Source organism: Varibaculum sp. GTC20041, from assembly GCF_055387755.1.
Window position 1 is genome coordinate 1,480,583 of sequence record NZ_AP041144.1, and the last position, 25,354, is coordinate 1,505,936.

General features: G+C 52.1%; 16 protein-coding genes. 7 read left to right on the top strand and 9 right to left on the bottom strand.

Going from position 1 to position 25,354, the window contains the following annotated elements:
* Positions 1-178: 178 nt before the first annotated feature.
* A complete protein-coding gene (locus ACZ5BI_RS06240; RefSeq protein WP_278605803.1) occupies positions 179-1,264 on the top strand; it encodes a phosphotransferase in 1,086 nt (361 codons plus the stop codon).
* Positions 1,265-1,277: 13 nt separating this feature from the next.
* On the opposite strand, the gene ACZ5BI_RS06245 is transcribed toward ACZ5BI_RS06240, so the two are convergent.
* Both ACZ5BI_RS06245 and ACZ5BI_RS06250 read right to left on the bottom strand, forming a co-directional pair.
* Positions 1,278-4,763 (bottom strand): ATP-dependent DNA helicase, encoded by a 3,486-nt coding sequence (locus tag ACZ5BI_RS06245; protein ID WP_464895876.1) that lies wholly within the window; start codon positions 4,761-4,763, stop codon positions 1,278-1,280.
* Positions 4,760-8,041, bottom strand: coding sequence for a PD-(D/E)XK nuclease family protein (locus ACZ5BI_RS06250; protein ID WP_464895877.1), 3,282 nt, complete (start codon positions 8,039-8,041; stop codon positions 4,760-4,762). Before ACZ5BI_RS06250 ends, ACZ5BI_RS06245 begins: the two co-directional genes overlap by 4 nt.
* Before the next feature lie 259 nt (positions 8,042-8,300).
* Here ACZ5BI_RS06250 and ACZ5BI_RS06255 point away from each other — a divergent pair, with 259 nt between their 5' ends.
* On the top strand, positions 8,301-8,528 hold the full coding sequence (locus ACZ5BI_RS06255; RefSeq protein WP_464895878.1) for a DUF3107 domain-containing protein: 228 nt from the start codon (positions 8,301-8,303) through the stop codon (positions 8,526-8,528).
* Between the two features lie 37 nt (positions 8,529-8,565).
* On the opposite strand, the gene ACZ5BI_RS06260 is transcribed toward ACZ5BI_RS06255, so the two are convergent.
* Positions 8,566-9,171, bottom strand: coding sequence for a ferritin-like fold-containing protein (locus ACZ5BI_RS06260; RefSeq protein ID WP_238128362.1), 606 nt, complete (start codon positions 9,169-9,171; stop codon positions 8,566-8,568).
* 291 nt (positions 9,172-9,462) lie between these two features.
* Between ACZ5BI_RS06260 and ACZ5BI_RS06265 the strand changes: the two genes are divergently transcribed.
* The 3 genes from ACZ5BI_RS06265 (at position 9,463) to ACZ5BI_RS06275 (ending at position 15,358) form a co-directional block, all read left to right on the top strand.
* A complete protein-coding gene (locus ACZ5BI_RS06265; RefSeq protein WP_464895879.1) occupies positions 9,463-11,052 on the top strand; it encodes a DEAD/DEAH box helicase in 1,590 nt (529 codons plus the stop codon).
* Positions 11,053-11,083: 31 nt separating this feature from the next.
* Positions 11,084-12,817 carry a glycoside hydrolase family 13 protein gene (locus ACZ5BI_RS06270; protein WP_464895880.1) on the top strand — a complete coding sequence of 578 codons (1,734 nt, stop codon included), beginning with the start codon at positions 11,084-11,086 and terminating at the stop codon, positions 12,815-12,817.
* Between the two features lie 171 nt (positions 12,818-12,988).
* Positions 12,989-15,358: a glycogen/starch/alpha-glucan phosphorylase gene (locus ACZ5BI_RS06275; RefSeq protein WP_464895881.1), complete on the top strand. Its 2,370-nt coding sequence runs from the start codon at positions 12,989-12,991 to the stop codon at positions 15,356-15,358.
* A gap of 267 nt (positions 15,359-15,625) precedes the next feature.
* Here ACZ5BI_RS06275 and ACZ5BI_RS06280 read toward each other — a convergent pair whose 3' ends face one another.
* The 4 genes from ACZ5BI_RS06280 to ACZ5BI_RS06295 form a co-directional block, all read right to left on the bottom strand.
* A complete protein-coding gene (locus ACZ5BI_RS06280; RefSeq protein ID WP_278610443.1) occupies positions 15,626-16,405 on the bottom strand; it encodes an inositol monophosphatase family protein in 780 nt (259 codons plus the stop codon).
* A gap of 9 nt (positions 16,406-16,414) precedes the next feature.
* Entirely contained in the window at positions 16,415-17,260 is an 846-nt protein-coding gene (locus ACZ5BI_RS06285) for a PI-PLC domain-containing protein (RefSeq protein WP_464895882.1), read from the bottom strand.
* A gap of 7 nt (positions 17,261-17,267) precedes the next feature.
* Positions 17,268-18,632, bottom strand: a complete 1,365-nt coding sequence (locus ACZ5BI_RS06290; RefSeq protein WP_278610439.1) for an MFS transporter — start codon at positions 18,630-18,632, stop codon at positions 17,268-17,270.
* A 184-nt stretch (positions 18,633-18,816) separates the two neighbouring features.
* Positions 18,817-19,860 carry a LacI family DNA-binding transcriptional regulator gene (locus tag ACZ5BI_RS06295; protein ID WP_278610437.1) on the bottom strand — a complete coding sequence of 348 codons (1,044 nt, stop codon included), beginning with the start codon at positions 19,858-19,860 and terminating at the stop codon, positions 18,817-18,819.
* 172 nt (positions 19,861-20,032) lie between these two features.
* On the opposite strand from ACZ5BI_RS06295, the gene ACZ5BI_RS06300 reads away from it, so the two are divergent.
* Both ACZ5BI_RS06300 and ACZ5BI_RS06305 read left to right on the top strand, forming a co-directional pair.
* Positions 20,033-20,818, top strand: coding sequence for a glucosamine-6-phosphate deaminase (locus ACZ5BI_RS06300; RefSeq protein ID WP_464895883.1), 786 nt, complete (start codon positions 20,033-20,035; stop codon positions 20,816-20,818).
* A 102-nt stretch (positions 20,819-20,920) separates the two neighbouring features.
* Positions 20,921-21,895, top strand: coding sequence for a diaminopimelate dehydrogenase (locus tag ACZ5BI_RS06305; protein ID WP_316098328.1), 975 nt, complete (start codon positions 20,921-20,923; stop codon positions 21,893-21,895).
* 104 nt (positions 21,896-21,999) lie between these two features.
* On the opposite strand, the gene dnaG is transcribed toward ACZ5BI_RS06305, so the two are convergent.
* Positions 22,000-24,018: a DNA primase gene (dnaG, locus tag ACZ5BI_RS06310; protein ID WP_464895884.1), complete on the bottom strand. Its 2,019-nt coding sequence runs from the start codon at positions 24,016-24,018 to the stop codon at positions 22,000-22,002.
* 49 nt (positions 24,019-24,067) lie between these two features.
* Positions 24,068-25,321, bottom strand: coding sequence for a deoxyguanosinetriphosphate triphosphohydrolase (locus ACZ5BI_RS06315; RefSeq protein WP_238128352.1), 1,254 nt, complete (start codon positions 25,319-25,321; stop codon positions 24,068-24,070).
* Between the last annotated feature and the right edge of the window lie 33 nt (positions 25,322-25,354).

Here is a 25,354-nt window from a genome sequence, read left to right on the forward strand (position 1 = left end):
GTGTTCTATGCACCTACCGCATTACTTCCACCAGAAGAGCTACCCCCGCCCAGGCTCCTAAGTACATCCTCTCGGGATTAGCTCTCTACGTATATATAGAGAGCGCAGAAAACCGAGCTTGCCCGGCTACTTCAACCCACAAGCGCGGCATAGTTGATAATCTAAAACCGTGAATGACATGGATAATTTCCTTCCCTTAGCTGCAATGGCCGCTGCCGCGCTACCCGAAACTGACTTCGTTTCGCTATGCTCGCCTCGATTTGAAACCGAAGATCTGCGCGTATGCGCAGTCAAAGATACCGCTGAACGCAAGTGGCTAGTAACCTGTCCTACCACTGAACACGCGGACAAGCAGCTACTAACCCAAACCCAGATTATGCAGGAGCTGTCCCACGACGGCGCGCGCCTGCCCTTCCACCTCCCCTGGCCATCCCACACAGTGCGAATAGTGGGAGGAAAACATGCCCTCGTCCATCCCGCTTTCTCCGGAAGGCCTGCTCGATCAGAAGATTTTACGGTTTCCGATAAACTCGCCGCCTCCCTAGGGGAAGCGCTAGCTGCGCTGCACGAGCTACCCGCCCGGGTTTTACAAGCCGCTGAGCGTCCCACCTTTTCTGCCGACCAGATTCGCCGGCGTTGGCTAAGCCTACTCGATGAAGCTGCCCCTACCCAGGCCGTACCGCCCCGGCTGTGGCAACGTTGGGAGGAACGCTTAGAAGATATTTCCCTCTGGCGTTTCGCTAGTGCCTTTATCCACGCAGATTTGCAAGAAAGCTACCTATATATAGATAAAGAAACTATCAGTGGCATCACCGGGTTCGGACAGGCTCGATTTGGTGATCCTGCCCGTGACTTAGCCTGGGTGGTTTCCTCATCCTCCGATGAGTTCGCCAAAGCAGTCCTAGAGCAGTATCGAAAACTCCGGCTTTACGAAGACCCGGAACTTAACACGCGAATTGAGCTTAATTCGGAGTTAGTACTCTTGGAATGGCTAATGCACGGGGTACACCAAAACAGTAAAGAAATCATCACTGATGCCCGCGAGTTAATTACCCAGTTAGCAGACACCCTAGATAGTACCGGGCTGCTACCCGCCCTCCGCGATGACTCTACCCAGAAGCATCATGACTCCCGCGAAGAAGGCGCCACCGCTAATCCGGGAGATTTCTCTGCCAGCGAGCCACTAGCGACTAGGGAAGAATCCGTAGCCGAGGACGAGGACGGGATAGTCACTGATAACTCAGTAGCTAACGAGGACGCGTAGGTATCGAAAGTACCTAGACCAGATGTGGGAATAGCTCTTCAAGTTTTTGGGGAAGGCTTAGGCGCTCACTCCATTCGTCCAGGTTGCATACTAAGTCATAGCGCACAAAATAAAGTGCCGCCTCTACCTCTTCCAAGTTCAGTCCCAGCGAATCGGCGTAAACCAGGCGATAAGTATTGATTTGGCGCATATAGTTCGCTACCGCATCTTCGTTTTCTGCGCTTATATTGCCGGAACTATCAAAGGTTAAGGCATCGGTTTTCCAGTCAATAATCGTAGGCTTGCCAGTAGCGGGATTGCGCATAATCGCATCGATGCGTGCCACTAATTTGGTCGCCATCGGCGCCGCGAATTCAATTTCGGACTCCAGATACTCCCAACCGCGATCAGGGTGCACGATTCCAGATTTCCATTTTTGCTGTAGTCTCTGCAGCGATTTAAGCAGCCCTTTATCTAGATCCTGAGGAACCGAATACACACAACCGCGCAGTTCTTGATCAACCCACTGGTGGAACAAGGTACCTACCGTAGCGCCTCCGGAAGGAAATGCTGGCAGTGGACGCCGTTGGCTCAACGCAAACCCCTCCGGATCCTCCTGTAATTTGCGCACCCGCGTAACCCCACTTGAAACCGGGAGCTCCACTTGACCCTGCTTTTCCTTTTCCACTTGTTCATCCCGAGTTAGCTGTACTGCTTGAAGCATCCAATCGGAATGTTTATCTGCGATAGTTAATAGTTCTTCGGGATCTTCGGCAGACAATAAACTATGGAGCCAGCGATCATCTTGCGCGCCTCCTATTAGCGTCCTCAGCTCATTTGCGGCACTGGAAAGTCGCGATAACTGTACAGATGGAGGCGTCGGCCAGAGGACTTCGCTGGGGACTGGCATCCAGTCATCCTCTTCCGCCGGTTCCCGGTTCCGCAATTCCCGCATTTTCCCACTGGAATCTATCTCCACTAAGAACTGGGAGGGTACCCGTTCAGTGCTGGTGGTAGCGGTGTGTGCGCTGCCGCCAATTAGTAGTTCTGACTCTGCGCGAGTAAAAGCCACATAGGCCAGGCGCCGGTCAGCTAACTGCGAGGTAAATCCCAAAGCACATTTATAGCTTTCTATAACTTTGGGATTATCGGAATAGGCCTGTTCTGCAAAGTCATAACCGCTTTTTTCCAGACCGCGCTCGATAGTTGGTAGTACTTCCTTATCTGGGCGTAAGTCATAGGGAATCATCGCGACATCGGTAATCCAAGATGATTCACTGCATTTACCGTTCCCCGCTTTAAAGGGAGCTTTGGGAAGGTTTCCCTGGTGGGTGCGGCTTTCATCTAGGCCCGGAATTGCGACCCAAGTCCATTCCAGGCCTTTGGCGGCGTGAATAGTCATTAGTTGAATAGCGTTGGGATCAGGCTCCTGTAAGGGCATGTCGAGGCCAGAGCCTTGTTCATCCGCGAGCCGGAGCCAGTCTAAAAAGCTGTGCAGATTCGCGCTGACTCCACTGGATTCATATTCGCGGGCGATTTTGACAAAGCTTTCTAGGCAACGCTCGGACACTCCCCCGTCTGGGCGGATTTTTACATCCAAGTCCAGGCGTAAAGCAAAAATCGTGCGTTGTACTAGCAAACCGAGGGGGTCATGGATATGACGACGCACAGTAGCCAACTGGGTGCGGAGAATACTCAGGCGCCGATGCGCTTCGGCGCTAAAGGCGCTGCCAGCTCCCGGGCACGTCCATCCCACTTCCGGGAGATTATCTAGCGCATCCATTAGGAAGGCTTGGGGATTAATATCGGGGTTTTCATCAGGATTGGCCAAATGCCTTGCCCATCTCCACAGCAGGTCAATATCTGCCGGGCTTATGCCGCACCCGGTAATTAGCCGCATCAGGTAATCCCCTTGTCCGGCATCTGCGGATACTTGCAGTGCCGCAATCACGTCGGCAACTGCCGGATCATAGATGAGTCCTGCCACCCCGGTGACCTCTACTGGAAGTCCCCGTCGGCGTAGCGCCTGAGTGATTAGCGGACCTTGGGAATGCTTGCGCAGTAACACTGCCCCCGTAGGCAGGCTTTCCTGCTTTTGCGGTGGAAGCTGCTTATTTTTGAGAGCTATCTCGTCGCGCTTCCTCCAGCGCTCAGCAAAAAAATCCGCCACCAGTTCGGCTTCTTCTTCGCAGTCTTTTGCAAAGTAGAGATGGACTTTTCCGGCCTCGTCCCGCTTTTGCGGACAGGTAAGGAGTTCTTTAGCTTTTACCGAGGACGCGGGAGCGGCAAAAACATCAGGAGCAGGAGCGGGATCTAGCTTATATTCCGGGTTAGGAACCTGAGTCAAGAAGCGGATTTGCTGCTCAACTTGCTGGGCGCTTTCTCCGTCCGCAAGTTTCTTTAAAGGCAGTACCACCTGATTTGCTACCTTTAAAACCTCTTCCCGGTTGCGATAGGTGACCGGCATATCCTGGATATGATTGGCCATTTCTTGAGGGGCAACCCCGAATTCGGTTAAGAAATTTTGCATTGAAAGCTCAGAGGCACCCCGCCAGTCGTAGATAGCCTGGTTAGGGTCACCTACTGCCATCGCGCCTTTACCAGTAAAAATAGTAGAAAATAGTTTTAGCTGCGCTACGGAAGTATCTTGAAACTCGTCCAGCAATATCACGTCATAGCGTTGGCGCAGCGCACCCCGTATATCGGGGAAACGGGAAACTAACATAGCCGCATAGTAGATTTGATCAGCATATTCGAGATAACCGTTTTCTTTTTTGTATTCCTCGTAGCTTTCAAAAATATTTAGTAGCTCACTGCGATGAGTTAATGAATCCAAGAATTCTTGCATCTTAGCATTCGGTTTCTGCGACCTTCCTTTCGGCTTGCCTAAGCTATAAAGTTCCCGCATCTGCTTTAACCCGGCTCGCACCTTTGCGATGTTTAATAGCTGGTCACGTACCTGGGAACCGATAGCTAAAGCCCTACCCGCCGTAGTGGCCACAGTTTTATCAGTAGTTAAATCTCCCGGCCAGGTACTGACAATTTCGTACATAATCTGCCAGCGACGCGCCTCATCTAATAGCATGCTTGCCGGAGAAATCCCCAAACGCGAACCATATTGGCGCACAATCTGGTTCGCAAAGGCATTATAGGTAGAGGTTACCGGCAGGATCGTCCCGCCGGTCTCCGGATCGGTTAATACCTCTGCTACCTCAGAAAAGTCGGGGTTAGCTGCTAAGACCTGCAGGTTATCTCGCAGGCGGCTAGCCAGTTCTGCATCCGCCTTATTTGAAAAGGTAAGCCCCAGCACCCGATCGGGAGCGACTAAGCCGTTGGCCACCAGATATACTACTCGAAACGCCATGGTGGCAGTTTTTCCGGCACCGGCACCAGCAATAGCCATCATTGGTTGATCAACAGGGGCAGTAATAACTTTTTCTTGATCTTCATTCGGCGAATACTGCCCAATGGCTGCCGCAATCTGCGCTGGAGAGTAGCGAATATTTGGGGTATCACTCATAGCACTTGTTCTCCTTCAGCCTTTAGGGGACAACTAGAACGCAGGGAGCAACGATCACATCGTGGGTTTTCCACCGCCCGAAATACCGACCCGGAAACCACTTTTGCCGCCTGGATAATATTGTCGAGCAATAATCCTTTTTGCTCATCAGTTAACGGCGATTGCACCATTTCTTTCGCGATTTCTTCATAGTCAGTTTCTCCCCTAGCTTTCCGTTTATGCTTGGAAAGATAGATCAAACTTGCGCTTTGAATCTGCTCTGGTGACCTGGCTAGCACTGGTGCCAGCATCTGGCGGGACCGGCTATCTCCACCTAGCAGCGCAGCTTCTAAAACCAATTGGTAGCAGGCAAGCTGCAAATGTTCCGCTAGCTCTTTTTCACTAGGAACCGTCTTGCCCGTCTTAAAATCGACTATTCTTATCCCGTCCTCGCCAGCTTCTAAACGATCTAGTCGGGCGGCCACCATCGCTGCGTCGGATACCACCGCATAGGAGCTAATTTCGGTTACCGCCGGCATTTTATGATCATCTAGATAGCGGCTGAGGCGGCGCACTATTTCTTCTCTTTTTTTCCCGTCTTGGCGCGAAAAGAAGGCTTCTGTTTCTTGTGGCCAGTGGGCGTAGAAGAACGCCAAACGCTCTGACAAGCTACTGTCTGTCATTTCTTCAGCAATCTGGTGCACGAGAGTTCCCCAAGCGGCGTGACCGGTAGCCTCGACTTTTTCCCCTCCCCGCCGCGAGAGCAGCCAGCGGAATTCGCATTCGTTCAGATTTTCTAAAGCAGAGGGCGATATTACTGCCCGGCTATCGGCAGATTTTAGTCCGGCGGGATTCGTCCACCAGTCACTATCTATTCCTACCTGACGCCAAGTATCAGGATTGGCGAACCGAGCTCCTTTAGAAGCTAGAAACGCTAAAGTTTCCACTGCTTTTTGGCGAGTTTCCCCATCCGTGTTACTGGCGAGTACTCCCCTTAGGTGTCCCACCAGGGAACGCAATGAAGGGAATAACTGATGATCACCGCGGTTTTCGGTTTGCAGATTCCCGCCGGCTCCCAGCTGTTGATCCCAATCACTGCCCAGGTATTGCGCGACAGAAAAATTGCTAGTTTCCAAGCGGGCATGCAGATTATCAAAAAATATTGAAGGGTTTTCCTCAGCGTCGCTGCGCACGGTAACCAACATTTTGCTGCGAGCTCGACTGAGGGCGGATCTTGCCAGGCATCGTTCCCTCTCTAAGGCACGACTGCGAGATTCCCCAGGAGCAAACTGTAGCTTTCCAGTGGGACTAAGCAGAGCGGTGGCATGGAGCAGATCCGAGATTTCCCCAGAGCGCAGCAGGGAACCGCGCTCGGAAATAGCTGGCCATTGCCCGTCCTGCATTCCAATGATTGCACAGGTATCCCAGGTGCGTCCGGCCGCAGAAAACACGGTTTCCAAAGCTACCGCCGCTCCTATCCCATGAGTGCCGGTTAGCACGTCCTCGGCTTGGGTTTGTCGCAAGAGCACCTGGCAGTATGCCCGCATATCGGCATTTAAGTGGCGCTGTGACCAAATCTCGGCGTGACGAACCAAGGCAATAACCGCATCTAAGGCTTGATCAGCAAACTCGTCGCCAGAAAGGGCGCGCTGACACCAAGAATCTTCAAGATTCAGCAAATCCCAAATTTTTTCTAGAACCACTAGCGGAGGCTCTTCCAACTTGGATAATGCTGCAGTTAAAACTTGGTGACAGAGAATAAAGATCTGTCCGCCCTCTACCATTTCCACCTGGGTAAGTGGGAAACGGGGGGTTCCGATGGTGGAATAAAAGTCTTCTATTTTTGCTTCTACAGCGATATCGGCGCCCACTAACGTGCGTTCCAAGCGCAGCATCTGCAGGGAATCCAAAGCGAAAAGCGGCGAGCGCAACAGGTGTCGAATTGCTTTACCTCGCGGAGAAACTAGCTTGTCATCAAGTAGATATTGCGAGGTGGTCCAAGAGATTTGCTCGGAGCTGGAAGGAGTGGGGTTATCTTTACTCCACTGTTTTGCGAGCTCGCTTTGTCCCGGCAAAGTAAACAGTGACAATATGGCGCCCGTAACTTGGTTCGCTTTGAAAAGTATCGGCCTTTGCCGCTCATTTACGGGAATCTCCAAGCCCCGTAAAAGCGAAACTATTTCGTCTAGCTGGGAGCGGTTCCGCGCAATAATCGCCATATCTGCCCACGGGACTTGCCGAATTAGGTGCTGATAGCGGAGATATTCCGCGATCGCCCGAGCTTGGGAGGAAACGGTAGAAAACTCCGCAAATTTTTGTTCGCGCTTACTATCGCAGTCCGCCTTAGCGCTGAGGGGATCTAAAAGCTGCAACCCTCCCGAAGTTTCCCGGAAAGACTCTTCTAGCGTGACCAGAGGGCATTTCAGCTGCTCGGCCAGGTAACTACCGCCGTGGGGGTAACCCCCACGGAAGGTTTCCACCGCCACCTCCGGATTGTAGAGGGCAAAAACTTTCGTGCCTCTCTTTCCCATTTCTGTTAGCAGACGCACAGTAGAGGCCGGGCAATCTTGCAGGTCGTCAACTACCACCCAGTCAGGAAGCTGGGGCGGTGATAGTAATGCGGCGTCGCGTTCCCAGCCGTTTAAGACTTGACCAGCGCGATCTTGCATCCGCGCCGCATCCCAGCTGTTGTCTTTATAAGAGGGCTCGTATTGACTAAGCAATACCGCCGCCGCCTGCCACTCGGCAACCGCGAGTTCGCTACCTAACTCATCTAGACGTTGCGCGCTGATTCCCCAATGGGCACAGGTGGCAAACAGGGCACGCATTTCTGAACAGAAATAATCAGTTTGCCTGACCTCAGGGGTGATATATTCCGGCCAAGGCGCATCTACCTGCTTTAATAGTTCCTGAATCCGGGCGTCTTCTTGTGATCCGGTCAGCAATACCGGTTCGGGGAGTTGTTCGCGCCGCGCGCTAGCAAAATCTGTAAGTACCTGGAAAGCCAAGGCAGTAGGGGTAATGAATGGACGAGAGATAGGAAGTTTTCGACTCGCCCGCGCGGTATTTAAGTATTCTGCTCTCGCGCGGGAAGGAGCTATTCCTATTATCTGTTTGTGGTGGCGGTGAAGTAACTCCATAGCTGCCAGAGCCAAAATGGTTTTCCCGCTGCCAGCTGGCCCCCGCACTATTAGCGAACTAGGCGATTGCAGCTGTTCGAGTAACTGTTTTTCCTTTTCTTCTAGCTTCGGAATCTCCAATTCGGCAGGGAAGGGAACGGCGTGCAGGCTAAAAGACATACAAATAATTATAGGAAAAACTTCAGTTCCGGTAGTGGTTTGGTTGCTCTGGCGCGATTTCCCGCTACCCGATTCGGATCCACTGCAGGTACCCCGGAAACTCGCCCTCAACTCCCAACACGCAGGCAGGATTTTGCGTAGTAGGTGGCAGCTAGGATTGGAAAACGTATCGAAAGCTTTAGCTATTAGCTAGCAAGCGGGCAGCGCCCGGTGGCAAGCAGGTAGGATAAGGCTAGACGATTGTAAAACGGAGGAAAACGTGAATATCTCACTGGGACTTAAAGGTGTAGCTAAAACTTTAGAGCTGGAAGTAGCTATGGATGCTGACCAGATTAAAACCACTTTACAGGCAGCTTTAGATAAGCCCGAAGAATTGCTATCGCTAACTAATAAGCAGGGTCAGCAGGTACTGATCAACCCGCGTCTAATCGCCTATTGCCAGATAAGCGAAGCGCAACCGCAGCGGGTGGGTTTCGGAATCGGCTAAACACCCGACCTGCCCGGGCGTTATATTTCTGCAGCTATCAAGCCTTCAGTCCGGTACGCTCCATCCGAGCCCGGTGATGTTCCTTGATCGCCTCGGGAATATCTTCCCCGTCCTCAGCCGTTAATTCGGGATAGCCCACAATGGCCTGACGGAAAGTAGAACGCACATCTCCGAGCACCCGCCGTCCCCACAGAGACAGCCTGGCCGGTACCGTCACCTGAGTAGCACACGCCTGAGTGATTACCGGCGCCGCCCAAGCTTCTTGCCCGCAGTCCCAGGAGACCTCGGAAAGCTCTGCTTGTGCTGGCGAAGAGAGTCCCGCAGTTAAGCTACGGTTAAAATCGGACATGGCTCCAATCGTTACGTAACTTTTGACGAGGCGTTCATACCAGTCAGTAGGACGCAAACGTTCCTCTAGCTGGACGGTCAGTCCCATATATTGCTTCATCTCTTCTGGTAGATCAACCCCGAGGTTTTGGCTAACCTGGGCTACTTTTTGATAGTTTTCCCAAGCCCGAGCCGACATGCCCCCTAAGGCGATTTCTTGATCCACCGTGGGGCATAGCGAAGCGTCTTTTGCTAGCCGCTGCTGCATAGCCAGGGTGAAGTATCCGATAAGTCCCAGTCTCTGTGCGTCACTCACCCTCTTAGACTAACGCGCCTTGGGGTTTGATTCTCGCTTTTGAACAGGCTCCAGTCGCTTCTAGCGTTCAAAGTTGCTTCTAAATAACTGTAAGTTGCGTTACCCATATTGTTTCCCCTCCCAGACGGTGGGTTAGGATGGAAGAGAAGAAGACGGGTTGACCGATCGTTTTCGTAAACGAAGTATTTTTAATAGGGAATCTCGCCCCGGCCTCTCATGTGCAGAGCTAAGATTTTTTGCGATCGGCTACCTCCATAGTTCCAGGGGACAATCCCCGTGAAAGGTATTCGATTGACAACTGAAGAAAATACACAAGCAACCAGTGGAATTGCTGACACTTCCGCAGCACACGAGCCACAGATTGAGCAGGCGCAAGCCGATGTGGTGGGCGATTCCTCTATGGATCTTTCCGAAAAAACTTTTGCTGATTTCGGGGTCTCTGCTCCGCAATGCCAGGCTCTTGAAGATGCCGGAATCATCCACCCCTTCCCGATTCAAGCCCTCACTTTGCCGGTGGCGCTCGAGCGCCACGATATTATCGGCCAAGCTAAGACCGGTACTGGTAAAACTTTGGGGTTTGCGCTCCCGGTTTTGGAGGACGTGGTGGCTCCAGATGAGGACGGTTACGAAGACCTGCTAGATCCTGGCCATCCGCAAGCCTTAATCGTCTTGCCCACCCGGGAGCTCGCCATCCAGGTAGCGAGGGAAACCGCGCAGGCAGCTGCCCGCCGCAAAGTGCGTATTTGCGAAATCTATGGGGGACGGGCTTTCGAGCCCCAAATCGCGGATCTGAAACGAGGAGTCGAAATTGTAGTCGGCACCCCCGGTCGCCTGATTGACCTCATGAAACAAGGGCATCTGAACTTGTCGTCAGTGCGCACTATGGTGCTAGATGAAGCCGATGAAATGCTAGATTTGGGATTCCTTCCCGACGTAGAGGTACTCCTTTCGCGCACCCCCGCCAATCGCCACACGATGCTGTTTTCCGCCACTATGCCCGGAGAAGTTGTGGCGCTAGCCCGCCGCTATATGGAGCATCCCACCCATATTCGGGCGCAAGATCCCGATGACCAGGGCGCCACGGTGAAAACCACTCGGCAAGTGATTTACCGTTGCCACGCCCTTAATAAAGTTGAGGTACTGGCACGGATTTTGCAGGCTCGCGAACGCGGCCTCACCATTATTTTCACGCGCACTAAACGCACTGCTGCCCGGGTAGCAGAAGATCTTGGCAAACGCGGCTTCGCAACCGCAGCCTTACATGGCGATTTAGGGCAAGGTGCTCGCGAACAGGCGCTGCGAGCTTTTAGACACGAGAAAGTCGATGTCCTGGTAGCCACCGATGTGGCAGCGCGCGGCATTGATGTTGATGATGTCACCCACGTAATCAACTATCAGTGCCCTGAGGACGCCAAGATTTATATTCACCGCATCGGGCGCACTGGACGCGCCGGGAATTCGGGAACCGCGATCACGTTCGTGGACTGGGATGACGTTCCCCGCTGGAAGCTGATCAACAAAGAGTTATCGCTGGGGGCAGAAGAACCGGTGGAAACCTATCACACCAGCCCGCACCTTTATACCGATTTGGATATTCCCGAGGATGCCGGCGGACGCTTACCGCGTTCGATGCGTAAACGCGCCGGACTGGCCGCCGAAAAACTTGAAGATCTCGGGGAAACCGGAGGTCGTGGGCGCGGTCGCGGACGTTCAGGGCGCGGAAGTAATTCTCGCGGACGCTCAGGAGGCGGACGGGGCAAAGGCTCTCGGGGCGGACGGGATCGGCGTCGGGAACACGATAGCCATCAGGGCGCCGGTACGCAGCGTCAGCCGCGTCCGCGGCGTGCGCGCCGGCGTCGTCGCAAAGGCAGTGAAGACTAAGATTTTTTAAACAACCACGAAGGAGAAATAGATGAGCCACGTGCAACGAGGTGATTGGGATCAGTGGTGGCGTAGTGCCGCCATCTATCAGATTTATCCCCGTTCTTTTTCCGATTCCAATGGGGATGGGATTGGCGATCTGGCCGGGGTCTTAGACAAAATCGACTACCTAGAAAAACTGGGAATCGATGCCGTCTGGTTTTCCCCTTTCTACCCTTCACCCCAGCACGATACCGGTTATGATGTAGCCGACTACCTGGATATTAATCCCGAATATGGCGACTTAGAGACTTTCGATAAAGTTCTCGCCGAGCTCCATTCCCGGGGAATGAAAGCCATCATCGATGTGGTTCCTAACCATTCCTCTTGGGATCATCCTCTGTTTAAGCAGGCGCTAGCCGCCCAGCCCGGGGATCCGGCACGCGATATGTACATGTTCCGCAAATGCGCGGATACCACTCCCAATAACTGGGGGTCTATGTTCGGCGGATCTGCCTGGTCAAAAGTCGAGCCTCTAAGTGGCAAAGCTAGCGACCGCGACTGGTGGTATCTACATATTTTCGACGCCTCCCAACCTGACTTCAACTGGGAAAACCCGAAAGTTCACGAATTTTTCCGCTCCTACCTGCGTTTTTGGTTAGATCGCGGGGTGGATGGTTTCCGGGTAGATGTGGCACACGGCCTGGTCAAGGATCCCGCGCTACCAGATGACTTGGTGGGACCGGATCGTCTTAACTATGAAGGCCCTAATAGTGACAATGGCCGCGCCCTCGATGTGGGACCGTTCTTTAACCAGCCGGGAGTCCACGATATTTATCGCGAATGGCGCCAGGTGTTAGATGAATACGGTCGTGACCGGATGCTAGTAGCCGAGGCCTGGGTGAATACCCCAGAACAAGAAGCTATGTATGTGCGCGAGGACGAAATGTCCCAGGCCTTCAATTTCTCGGTGGTCAACTGCCAGTGGGAGCCAGCCGCTCTGCGGAAAGTAATCCGCCGTACCCAGGAGGCCTCGGCCTCGGTAGGCGCTCCCCCCACTTGGGTGCTGTCAAACCACGATAAAGTTCGCCACGCCAGCCGTTTCGGTTACCCCAACGGGGCTAATACCGAAAACGGGATTGGGGCAAGTGACCCGCAACCAGATAGAGAAATCGGCCTGACCCGAGCCTTATCAGCAACCGCTTTCCTAGCGGGACTACCCGGCTCTATCTACCTGTATAACGGGGAAGAATTGGGACTACCCGATGCCACCAAGCTGCCAGATGAGGCACGACAAGATCCCACCTGGCAGCGTTCAGGATTTAGAGTACGAGGACGCGACGGCTGCCGGGTACCGCTCCCCTGGTCTAATGACTCCCGCTCTAACTTCGGTTTTTCCCCAGTGGACGCCAGCCCCGCCTGGCTGCCACAACCAGATAATTGGGGTGAAATCTCGGTTAAAACACAAGAGGCTGATCCCGACTCGCCGCTAAACTTTTACCGCAAAATGCTTGCCCTTCGCCGCGACCTCGGCCTGGGGATGGGCGAATCTACCTGGTTAGAAAGCGATCCGGAGGTACTGGCTTTACAGGTTACCGGAGCGAACGGGCGTCAAGTAGTGGTAGTAACCAACCTGGGGGCAGGTTCGCGTCCCTTACCGGAGGTCGCAGTAACAGATTCGGCAAAAACCCTCCTGTCAACCCCAGGAATCGGTTCCTCCCATAACTTGGGTGACAGTAGCGAAGATAAAATCGCGCCCGAACAAACTCTCTGGATCGAAATCTAAGGGTTTTCTGGACTTAACTGCGCCGACTCCCCCGAAAAGCTGGGAAAACCGGGTCATTTATCCGCATGAAACCGGTGTAACTAATGCCACTGCCAAATTAGTGGATTTAAGTCGGTCATTTTCCGTTTAACCGATAGCCTTGGAATCGTAAGCCTTGTAAGGAGATTGAATATGGCAGACAACCTTACCCATTCTTTAGGTTCATTTACCCGTTCTATTTCTGGTCGTCGCGCCGAAGACTCCACCCCTATGGAGTTTTGGACAGGAATGTCGCAAGCGGTTGTAGAACGTATCGCAGAAAACTGGGAAGCAACCACAAAAAAGTATGCCGCGGGACGCCAAGAGCATTACTTCTCGGCGGAGTTCCTAATGGGCAGAGCCCTGCTCAACAACCTGGATAACCTGGAACTGCTAGAACAGGCGAAAGATGCCACAAACGCCTTCGGTATGAATCTCACCGACGTGCTGGAAGCCGAACACGATGCCTCCCTCGGTAATGGAGGCTTGGGACGCCTAGCTGCCTGTTTCCTAGATTCTTGCGCCACTATGAACCTGCCAGTGCGCGGATACGGAATCTTGTACCGCTACGGTCTATTTAAGCAGGCCTTTGAAAACGGTAACCAGCGTGAGCATCCGGATCCCTGGATGGAGGAAGGCTACCCTTTCGTTATTCGCCGCGAGGAAGAGCCCCGCTTTATTAACTTCGCAGATATGCAAGTGCGGGCGATTCCCTACGATATGCCGATTACGGGCTACGGCACCGATAACGTAAATACTTTGCGTTTGTGGAAGTCAGAACCGATGGAAGAGTTCGACTATGAGGCTTTCAATTCTCAGCGGTTCACCGATGCGATTATTGAGCGGGAACGGGTGGCTGACCTGTGCCGGGTTCTGTATCCCAATGACACTACTTTCGAAGGCAAAGTGTTGCGGGTACGTCAACAGTACTTCTTTGTATCTGCCTCTCTGCAGGACATGGTAGAAAACTACATCAACCATCACGGTGATGACCTGCGTGATTTCGCGAAATACAATTGTATCCAGCTAAATGACACCCACCCGGTATTGGCGATTCCGGAATTGATGCGGATTCTGCTTGACGATCACGGGATGGATTGGGAAGATGCCTGGCAAATCGTACAGAACACTTTTGCCTACACCAACCACACGGTGCTCGCTGAAGCTCTAGAAACCTGGGAATACGCAATTTTCCAGCGCCTATTCCCCCGGATCCTGGAGATCGTAGCCGAGATTGACCGTCGTTTCCGAATGGAACTAGAGGCACTGGGCTTTGACGCTGCCCGGATTGACTATATGTCTCCGATTCATGGTGGCCGTATCCATATGGCTTGGATTGCCTGCTACGCAGCATTTTCGATTAACGGGGTGGCTGCCCTGCACACCGAAATCATTAAGCGGCAGACCTTGAAAGACTGGTACGAGATTTGGCCACAAAAGTTTAATAACAAGACTAATGGGGTTACGCCCCGGCGTTGGCTTAAGCAGTGTAATCCTCGTCTAGCTAACCTGCTTACTGAAAAGCTGGGTTCTACTGATTGGGTTACCGATATGGATCAGCTCAAGAGCCTACGTAAGCTGGCTGATGACTCGGATCTAATGGCGCAGCTACTGGGGGTAAAGGCCGATAATAAACGGGACTTTGCCCAGTGGCTGGAGCAACGCTCTGGACAAAAGATTGATCCGTCTGCGATTTTCGATGTGCAGATCAAGCGGTTGCACGAATATAAACGGCAGCTGTTAAACGCGTTATATATTTTAGATCTGTATTTCCGGATCAAAGATAATCCACAAAAGCCTTGGCCACATCGAGTATTCATTTTCGGGGCTAAGGCTGCTCCCGGATATGTGCGAGCCAAAGCGATTATTAAACTGATCAACACTATTGGGGAACTGGTCGCTAGTGACCCTGAGGTTTCTAAAGTTATCCAAGTAGTGTTTGTCGAAAACTACAATGTTTCCCCGGCGGAACATATTATTCCTGCTGCCGATATTCACGAACAGATTTCTACTGCTGGTAAAGAGGCATCGGGAACTTCCAATATGAAGTTCATGATGAACGGAGCACTTTGCCTGGGTACTCTAGACGGTGCGAATGTAGAGATCGTGGATTCAGTGGGGGAAGAAAACGCCTATATTTTCGGCGCCAAGGAAGAGGAACTACCGGAGCTGCGACGCACTTACGATCCGCGCAAGCTCTATGAAACCGTGCCGGGACTAAAACGGACTCTGGATGCGTTTGTTGATGGCACTTTAGATGATGGCGGTACCGGCCTGTTCCATGATCTTTTGGGTTCACTACTAGATTCCAACGGCTACGAACCTGCGGACGTCTACTACGTACTGGGTGATTTCGCTGATTACCGGGAAGTGCGTGATCGCGCCGCCCTCGAATACGCTGACCAAATTGAATGGGCGCGTAAATGCTGGATCAACATCTGTGAATCCGGACGCTTCAGCGCTGATCGTACCATAGCTGATTACGCTAAAGACGTTTGGAAGATACAGGCGCAAAACATCTAGTTTGACCGCTAGTGCTACCTCCTGATAGCTCGTACTAGCTGCGATGGCTAGATTCGCGATGATAGCTTCAAATGGACGGATTTCTAGTCTGCTCGGAAACGAAAACTAGCTGACGAAGCGGATTATTGGCGATAAGTCAATAGCTAATGGTCGCGGGGTGGAAGAAAGATTCTTCCACCCCGCGACTATTTTTCTATCCGGTTTTCCTAGGACAAATCCGCTGCCCTGCCACGCGGTTTCACCCTGGCATTCGGCTCCACTAACCCGCTAGGCAGGAGCTTGCACCAACCGATACAACAGCCCGGAATGTACGGTAGGCCATGCTGCCAAAACGGAACCTTTCTGGCGCACATCCATGCTGGTACCATCAAAGCGGGACACTATGCATCCACTTTCCCGACAGATTAAAGTCGCGGCCGCTATATCCCAGGGGGATACCCACAGATGAATGAATCCCCCTGCCCTACCGGCTGCTACTTCCACCATTTCTAATGCGGCAGAACCGTATCGGCGATGTCCCCGCGATTCCTCTAAAACTTGAGCTAAGCGAGGAAGCGCTCGGATTTCCTTTAAATCGGTTAGCAGAACTACCTGGCGGTAATCTATATCCGAATTCACCGCCTCTAAGGGAAGATCGTTGCAATAAGCCCCTCCCCCTAAAGTCGCGGTATAGGTCTTATCAGCCACCACATCTTGCACTACTGCCAGAACCGGGACTCCGTTTTCACATAATGCCAAGGAAATTGCGTAATCTCGCTTGGTTTCTATGTAATTCATCGTCCCATCAATGGGATCTACCAGCCATACCCGTCCCTCGAAAGAATCAACCTGGTGTCCTTCCTCTCCGAGCACTGGGTAGCCACTAAATTCCAGTAGTTGATTCGCAATAAATTGCTCTATTGCTTTATCAACATCGGTAACTAAATCATTACGGCTGCTTTTAGCGGTAATATTTAGTTCCATTCCCGGTTCAAGCGCCATAGCTGCGGCTTTTTTAACGGTAGCTACTGCATAATCCAATAGTTTCAGTAATTCCGGCTTTTCCATGTTCCTCACCTAGTTCTGGCAGTTACTTAGCCCAGCGTCTATCAAAGTTTGAGCAATCTCAGGGGTAAGATAGTCAAAAATTAGCACCTGCGCCCTTTGCTTGCATCTAGCTTCGCCCTTGGTATAAATATCTAAAATCCACGGATTTAGCTGAGCAGCATAGGCATCGGGGAATCCTAACTGTCCATTGGTAGCGCTAATATGATTCAAACGTAGCTCACCAGTTCCAGATTGTTCCCCTAGTTGCAAGATTGCCTGCTGTTTAGCTTCTAGACTGGGACCATCCCATAAGTCTTGTAGCCGTATTTTCTCGGCTTCATGCCAGGGATATGCCCAAACACAGTCTGGTAAATACGTCGATTCATACTGGCTGGGGGCACATTCCAATGCCAGGATTTTTCCGCGTAACTGCCCCAAAGTTAGCTCACTGATGGGAATCTGATTTTCTTTCTTCCATAGGAAGAATAAATCTCTGTTTTCGGCAATCAGTTTCGTAATTTGCTGGCAATACTGCGGAAAATCATCCTTATTTTCATTTGCGTTTTGGAATCTAACCAAGAGGAACTCTTGTGGATGATTCTTGAGAAACTCTCGGATAGTTTGCAATATCTCCGTAGCTTTAATCGTGCTTATCCACTCGCGGTGAGCTGCAACCAGGCTAGAGCGAATCCGCAAATCTAAAAACCTGACCCCTATATCTAATTGTTCTGCAAGCAGGAGAGTCTGAGTTTTATAGTATCTTTGCGGACAAGTTGCGGTCATAGAATCATGAGTTCCCGGGATAGTCAGGTTACCGATGGGAACTGACTCTGGATGATGAGCCATCCAATCTGCTTGTTTAACAGCTGCTTTCATTTTGCCCTCAGTTCATTTGTTTTTGGCGGCGCTGCATTTTCACCATGAGGTGTGACATTACCGCTGCAACCAGAGCTAAAGCTGCCAATCCTAAGAATGCAGACCCCAGTACATTAGTAGAAGTTAGCACTTCGGTTATTACTTTTCCGTTGCTATCAGTAATGGAGGGGGTAATCAGACCACCGAGCACGATGGGAGCTAATAACGCCGGGATATATCCGACAGTGATTGCGAAAGACATAGCAGCTGAAGAGTTTTTCTTGGCAATGCCGAACTCTCCGATGGGAGCGTAGTAGACACCTCGAATCATAAAGGTGGTGGCAGATGCCAAGAGCATCATCACGATTAGCGCCCAGAACATTCCACTAGAAATCAGGTTCCCCGGTACTTGACCAGCTGGATAAGAGCTGATAGCTGGGCTGTTGGTGAAGAAGATTACCGCAATCAGCGACAGTAGAACTACCAGAACTATCTCCATAGTTCTCATGAACTTTACCGTTGATTTAAATACTTTTTCTACCAGAATCGTTGAAACCAGTGGCAACATACGCAAGCCGATTACGGTAGTTGCAAACACGGCGGCAGCCACGGCCGAAGTTCCGTATCCGGCTTGTAAGAAGCGAGCAAAATAAGTTCCGGCAGCTACGAAAGTGCCATAGATACAAAAAACGTTGATACCGGTGAGCCAGACTATCGGCAGTTTAGCTACTTTCCCAACCCCTTTGATTGCCTCTACAGTGTTAGCTGCTTGGGTGTCTTCACTGCCGACTTTTTGCCCTTTTGGTACCGCCCAGAACACCATTAACCCGGCTACCAGGACGATTATCGAGGAAGTGTACATGATGGTTCGAGCACTGGCTCCCGATGCCAGCATCAAGGTCCAAAGCAAAGAAACCAGGAACGCGAGCAGACCGCGTCCAAACTCAAAAAAGCCAAATGCAGTGCCTTGATGTTCTTCAGTGGTTGAGAGACTAACTGCTTTGAAGTTGGCTGGTTTGAATAATACCTCGGTAAACAGCAGCATCAAGAAGAAGCATACGAGCAGCGTCCCCAGGGAGAGATTAGGTGAGAATACGGTGATGAATAGGGAAATCCCTCCCGCACCCAGAGAAGAAATCAGCATGATAGTACGAATCGCGAAACGATCGCCTACCCAGCCCAAGGCAATGGTTCCCAGGATAATAACTAAACCTTGCATTGAATATAGGTTCCCTGCCTGAGCGTCGGTTACCCCCATGGCGGTAGGAAAATCTTTGGGAATGGTGTTCCTAATGTCCCAAAAAGCATAAATTAACTGCGCATTTACTGTGATTAGCACCAGCGACAGGAATGAAGTCGCCGTGAATCCCAGGTTATTCAACTTTGAACGCATATTCGTAGCTCCTTTGCTGCAAATAATTCCTAGATGTGCTTTAGCACATAGCCCTACAATAAAATATCCCTCACATTAAGTCAAACGTTTGAATGCGTGTTATCAGGAATCTTAATTTCCAAAGGAGTACAAAAGCGCTATTTTTAGATTTTTTTGCTTTAACGTTTTAACATCTTTTCCCCTCCTAGTTCTGCAGGAAGAAAGCTGTACCGGTAGAGCGCCTAATTACCAAAGAACTCTCCACAGTGAGCTCTTGTGCCGCTACCACCTGACCGGAAGCTCTTCTAATCGCCAGCGAAGTCACGTGCTCAGCAACTTTCGCCGTCCCCCTATCCACAGTGGTTAAATTAAAAGCCAGGGAGGACGCCCCCAGAGAGTTATCGAACCCGCTCACCGAAATATCAGCGGGAATAGAAAAACCAGCTCGATATAAAGCCACCATAGCCCCCTGCGCCACCTGATCGTTATAACAAGCCAGCGCGGTGACCCCCAATAAAGCAACCCGGGTTAAATCATTACGAGATTTTTGGCAACTCCAAGAATCAGTCAAAAGTTGCTGCACGACTTTAAAGCCATCATCGACAGTGTTACCTGCCAAAATCGGATGGACTTTTAAGCCCGCTTCCTCGCCAGCTCGCATTAATGCCTGGCGACGAATTTTAGATGAATAGCTTTTTGGACCATCCAAGTAAGTTATTTCTGCATGACCTAAAGATTTTAAATGCAAAACCAGTTCATGCAGCCCGCTATAGTTGGAAGAACGCACCAAGTCAGCGCCCGCCAGAGCGCTTTGCCCCACCACTACTGCGGGAGTTAAGTTTGCCGGGAGTTCCTCGCCGCTAAAAACAGGATTAATCGCTACACAAGTGTTAATCCGCAGCTGAGACAGAGCCTCTAATCCCTGCCGATAATCATTAAATAGGGAAGCGTTTTGAGTGATCGTACGATAGCCAGCTTCTTGGGCGCAACGGTTAATATTCTCGACATATTTGTTATGTAACTCTTGATCTAGCTGGGCAACTATTCCAATTATCTTAGGTTTAGAACTGCGAAGCATCGCCCCCGACAAATCCACTTGATACCCCAAACGGTGGGCAACTTCCTTAACCCGTTCACGCACCGGTTCGGAGATTCGCGAGTCATTGCGCAACGCAAGCGAAACTGAAGATATTGATAACTCAGTTTCTCGTGCAACATCTTTTAACGTAACTCTTTTGCGCTGCGCCATTTCGTCCTCCTACTAGCGTCTAACCCTATTTTCTCACGTTCAACCTCGGTAACGGGAAAACCGGAAATCTTAACCTTAGCCGCTAGCAATCCTTTCCGAGTTAGCAGGTGTGAAATAATGGAAGGGACTTTATCTAGCCAACGATGGAAAAGTCCTACCAAAGGAGATCTACATGCATATTGCGATTACCCCCACCCCCGAAGATGCCTCTAAGCTAGCGGCAAAAATTATTATTCCCCAAGTAAAATCGGGATTTAGGTTGGGGGTAGCAACTGGCTCTACCCCGGAAGGACTATACGCTGAGCTACGCGCCGCCCACGCGCAAGGACAATTTAGCCTGGAAGAATGCACCGCCTGGGCTTTAGATGAATATGTCGGAATCGCTCCCGAACATCCCGAACGCTACCGTAACGTATTGCGCCGCGAACTGGTTGGAAGCGAAAAGACCGGGCTAAAGGACGAAAATTTACACACCCCGGCTGGTACTGGTTCCGAGCCTCACCAGGCTGCACGCACCTACGAGGAAGAAATAGCTCCCGGAGTTGATTTACAGATTCTAGGTATCGGCGCCGATGGACATATTGGTTTTAATGAACCGACCGGCTGTCTGGCTAACCCCACAACTGTGGTGACCTTGACTGCCCAAACTATTGCCGACAATGCGCGTTTCTTTGATAACGATGAAGCTAAAGTCCCCAAGCAGGCAGTCACGCAGGGGCTATCCACCATCATGAAATCACGCCAAGCGGTTTTGTTGGCTTTCGGCACCCAAAAAGCCGATGCCATCGCCGCAACGGTAGAGGGTCCGGTCAGCGCTTTCTGGCCCGCCTCCATTTTGCAGTACCACCTAAATGCGATCATCATTGCTGATGAAGCTGCCGCCAGCAAATTGCAACTTACCGATTACTATCGGCAAACTTGGCAAGCTGAATACCCGGATTTGCCGCTCAGCTACTAAGCGACATACCTAACTGCCGTCCTGCCCAAAACCTAGACACTTCCCTGTCTAGGTTTTGGGCAGTTTTCACATCTAACAGGGTGCAACTTGTAGTATCTGGCTATGACTATAAAAGTGGCAATTAATGGATATGGCAATCTAGGACGCGCGGTTGAAAGAGCAGTTAATACCGCTGAAGATATGCAGGCGGTGGCGGTATTTACTCGCCGAGATCCTAAAGATTTAGAAACTGCCGGCACCCCGGTTTATTCTGTCTCGCAGATGGCGGATTTTTCTGGAGAAGTTGATGTGTGCATTTGTTGTGGAGGCAGCGCCACGGATTTGCGCACCCAAGGACCGGCAGCGGTTAAATACTTTAACACTGTTGATTCTTTTGATACTCACGCCGATATTCCCGCCTATTTTGCCGATATGGACGCTGCCGCCAAGGAAGCGGGACATTCTGCCCTGATTTCTACCGGCTGGGATCCGGGTCTGTTCTCGATTGCGCGCACCCTCACCGAGGCGGTGCTCCCGGCGGGCTATACCCAAACTTTCTGGGGGCGCGGAGTATCTCAAGGACACTCGGACGCGATTCGCCGGATCGAAGGGGTCGAGGGCGCAGTGCAATACACTGTCCCCAACCAAGCGGCAATCAAGGCGGTAGAAAGCGGAGAAAACCCCCAGCTGAGCACGGCAGATAAGCACTCGCGCCTGTGCTATGTTGTTGCCGCTGAAGGCGCCGATAAAGAGCGGATTACCCGCGAAATTAAAGAAATGCCGAAATATTTTGCGGACTATGAAACCACCGTCAACTTTATTTCTGCCCAGGAACTGGCACGCGATCACGCCGGCATGCCCCACGGAGGGCAAGTCCTCCGTCTCGGTCACACTCAAGAGGGCGTTAAACATCTAGTGCGCTTCCAGCTGCAACTGGACTCTAACCCCGATTTCACCGGGTCTATGGTGGCTGCTAGTGCCCGCGCGCTAGTTCGCCTACACCAGCATGGACATCGCGGAGCTGCCAGCGTCCTGGATCTTCCTCCCGCTTGGTATTCCCCGTCCTCCCCTGAGGACTTGCGTGCCCAATTGTTGTAGATTCAGGCAGCAAATTATTTGCAGTCAGCTTTGCGGGCAGCACTGTTAAGTGGTGCTGCCCGCCGCGATACCACATCACTTCCGCTGCGGGCAGGAGCCGGCTGCTAGTTTTGGGTTAACTGGCGACGGCGATTTTCTAAGCTCATTAATTCGGCAAAAAACTGTTGATAGCGCTCATCTTGAGGATCACAGCGTTGTAGTCGCGCCTTAATATCGGCAATTTGGCGGGCAAGATCACCGCGAATCATCGCCCCCCACACCCCGCGGGCATAGTCATTTAGACGTGCCGCGTCATCTTGCGGAAGAGGCGAAACTACCAGCGCTGACACCAAACTTTTTAGTTGCGCAGAGACATTCGATCCTACAAGCTCCACCCACCGTTTATTGGCAAGCAAGATCGCCCGTTGCCCTTTGAGCCCCAATTCGTCCTCGGCACCCCGCCAAAGCTCCGCATATTGGTCTAATCCACCCAAGGAAGAAAGCGCCGAAAACAGGGCGCTAAACATGGGTACTCGAAAAGCAGCAGGAGACACCGTTTCTACCCCGAGCCCAAAAAGGCTGGCTGGCAGTTGTAATAAGCACTCCAGAGCTTGTCTTTCCAGATTGGCAACTGGATCAGAGCTGTCCGGCAAGCCAATTACCCCGGGCACACCGGGGGCGACAGAGTCGCCGCCCGCTCCCGATCTGGCGGCTCCGCTGACCCCATAGGGGCTGGCAGCAGCGCCATTTCCTGCTCCTTGAGGGCTTCTAGGTTGAGCCCGGGAAGCATTATGCACAATCTGGCGCACCTCATTCTCTGGCATCCCCACCCACCCAGCTAGGCGGCGAGTATATTCCGACCGCAATGCCACATCCCGGATCCGTCCCACTATCGGGGCTGCCGCCCGCAAACCGGCCACTCGCCCTTCAGAAGTATCCAAGTTATGGGCTTTCAAAGTGGTGCGCAAAACAAACTCAAAAAGGGGACGCCGCGAATCCACCAGGGCTCGCACCGCACCGGCTCCCTGTGCTTGCCACAAATCGCAAGGATCTTTCCCCGAAGGTTCAATCGCCACGAAAGTTTGGGAAGCGAAAGCCTGGTCTTCCCCAAACGCATGCAGAGCCGCTTTTTGCCCCGCCTCATCACCATCGAAAGTAAAAATCACTTCCCCGCCGCGTGCCTTGCCCGAAGACAGCAACACCCCGGCTGCCGGATCAGCATTATCTCCTAGCAGGCGGCGCACAATCTGCACATGATCAGAGCTAAAAGCAGTACCACAGGTCGCAACCGCGCATTCGACTCCCGCGAGGTGAGCAGCCATCACATCGGTGTAGCCTTCGACCACCACAATCCGGCGCTGCTTGCTGATTGCTTTCTTTGCTCTATCGATCCCGTACAGCACTTTCGATTTCTTATAGACCGCAGTTTCGGGAGTATTCAGATACTTCGGTCCTTTATCGTCCTCACCTAGCCGACGCGCCCCAAAACCTACTACTTCGCCCGTCAGATTGGAGATAGGCCAGATCAACCGACCGCGAAAACGATCATAGGGGCCGCGCTGTCCCCTAGAAAATAGTCCCGATGCCGCCAATTCGGGCTCGGTGAAACCCCGTTTACGCAAAAAAGATAGCAGCGCATCCCAGGAGGCGGGCGCGTATCCCAACGAGAACCTGGCTGCTACGTCGGCATCGAAACCGCGGGCACTCAAAAACTTTTGTGCTCCGACTGCCTCTTCACTACCCAGCTGGGAACGGAAAAACTGGGCGGCGTTACGATTGGCTTCCAATATCCGCGAGCGCGAAACCCGGTTCGGATCCTTCTTTTCTGCAGCTCCGGTGTCTTCGTAATGCAAGGTGACGCCGGTTTTATCTGCCAGGTACTGCACCGCTTCGGTGAAAGAAAGGTGATGAACATCTTCAACGAACTTAATCACGTCCCCACCTTGACCGCATCCAAAGCAGTGATAGTACCCCTGGGCGGGGCGCACATGAAAAGAGGGGGTGCGTTCATCATGGAACGGGCAAAGCCCCTTTAGGGCGCCGACCCCGGCGGGGCGCAATGCTACCTGTTCGCCCACGATTTCATCAATGCGGGCACGCTCGCGCACCTGATCGATATCTTCGCGTCGAATTAACCCAGCCATGTCTTAATCATAGGCGAGGGCGGCGCGGTCGGGATACGGGTTCCGAATCTTACAGCGAACGGAACATGCCGCACAGGCGGGCATGCCACTGGTTAGCAGTAGTGTCGGTCAAAGAAGCGATTTGATCAACTAGCGCTCGCAACCGGCCGTCATCTCCCGAGGCTTCCCGCCAAGTACTGCGATGTGGTTCTTCCAGCTCCTCTGGGCGTTCCCAGAGGGCGTCGGCAAGTTCATAGATAGTGGTACGTTGCGCTAGATAAATAGGTTCGGTTTCTCGCGGCGCCATCATGTAGGCGGCAGCTATCCCCTTCAAAAGTTTAATTTCGGCGAGGGTCGCATCCGGAATAACTAAATCAGCATCATAGCGGCGCAAGGGACCGGTTCCTGCCGCTTGCAAAGTAGCGGACGAAACCGCAGAACAGAAACGCCCGATCAATTGGGACGTCATATTCTTTAGCCGCGCCATATCCCGATAGGAACCATCGAAACTAGCTAGCCACTGGGGCAGGGAACGAATCCGTTCCCAGGCGTCTTGAAGCTCATTGCCCGGGGCATCTCCGTACCAGTTAACTGTAGTTTCAAACACCAGCTCTAAAGATTTATTTTCCCCCAAGGTGGCCGGATCTAGCTCTCCGGTTTGGACACCGTCCTCGATGTCATGCACGGAATAAGCGATGTCATCGGAAATATCCATGATTTGTGCCTCTAGGCAGCGTTGATGCGGGGGAGAAAATTTGCGCATCCAGTTAAAGACCGGGGCATCTTCGCGGTAGCAATTGTATTTTTTACGCGAATATTCACTGTTCGCGCCCTGTCCTTTTAGCCAGGGATATTTACACACCGCATCCAAAGTGGCACGGGTCAGATTTAGTCCCAGAGGGCGCCCCTCGGTGCTCATAACTTTAGGTTCTAAGCGGGTCAGCAACCGGAAGGTTTGGGCGTTCCCCTCGAAACCGCCAATATCTTGGGCAACTTCATCGAGGGCGCGCTCCCCGTTATGCCCAAAAGGGGGATGCCCCAGATCATGGGCTTGACAAGCGGCATCTACAATATCGGGGTCACATCCCATTTCTTGCGCGATTGACCTGCCTACCTGGGAAACCTCTATCGAATGGGTCAGGCGGGTACGAATAAAAGAATCGGTGGCCGGCCCGAGCACCTGGGTTTTAGCCCCCAGACGCCGCAGCGCCGAAGAATACATTATCCGGGCGCGATCCCGAGCAAATTCGGTGCGATGCGATGATTTGGGCGGCTCTTCCTGACAGCGTTCGCGGTCACGGGGAGAATAGGGCGCGGTTTTCATATATTTCACTCTAGCCTGTGCGCAGGTATTTGC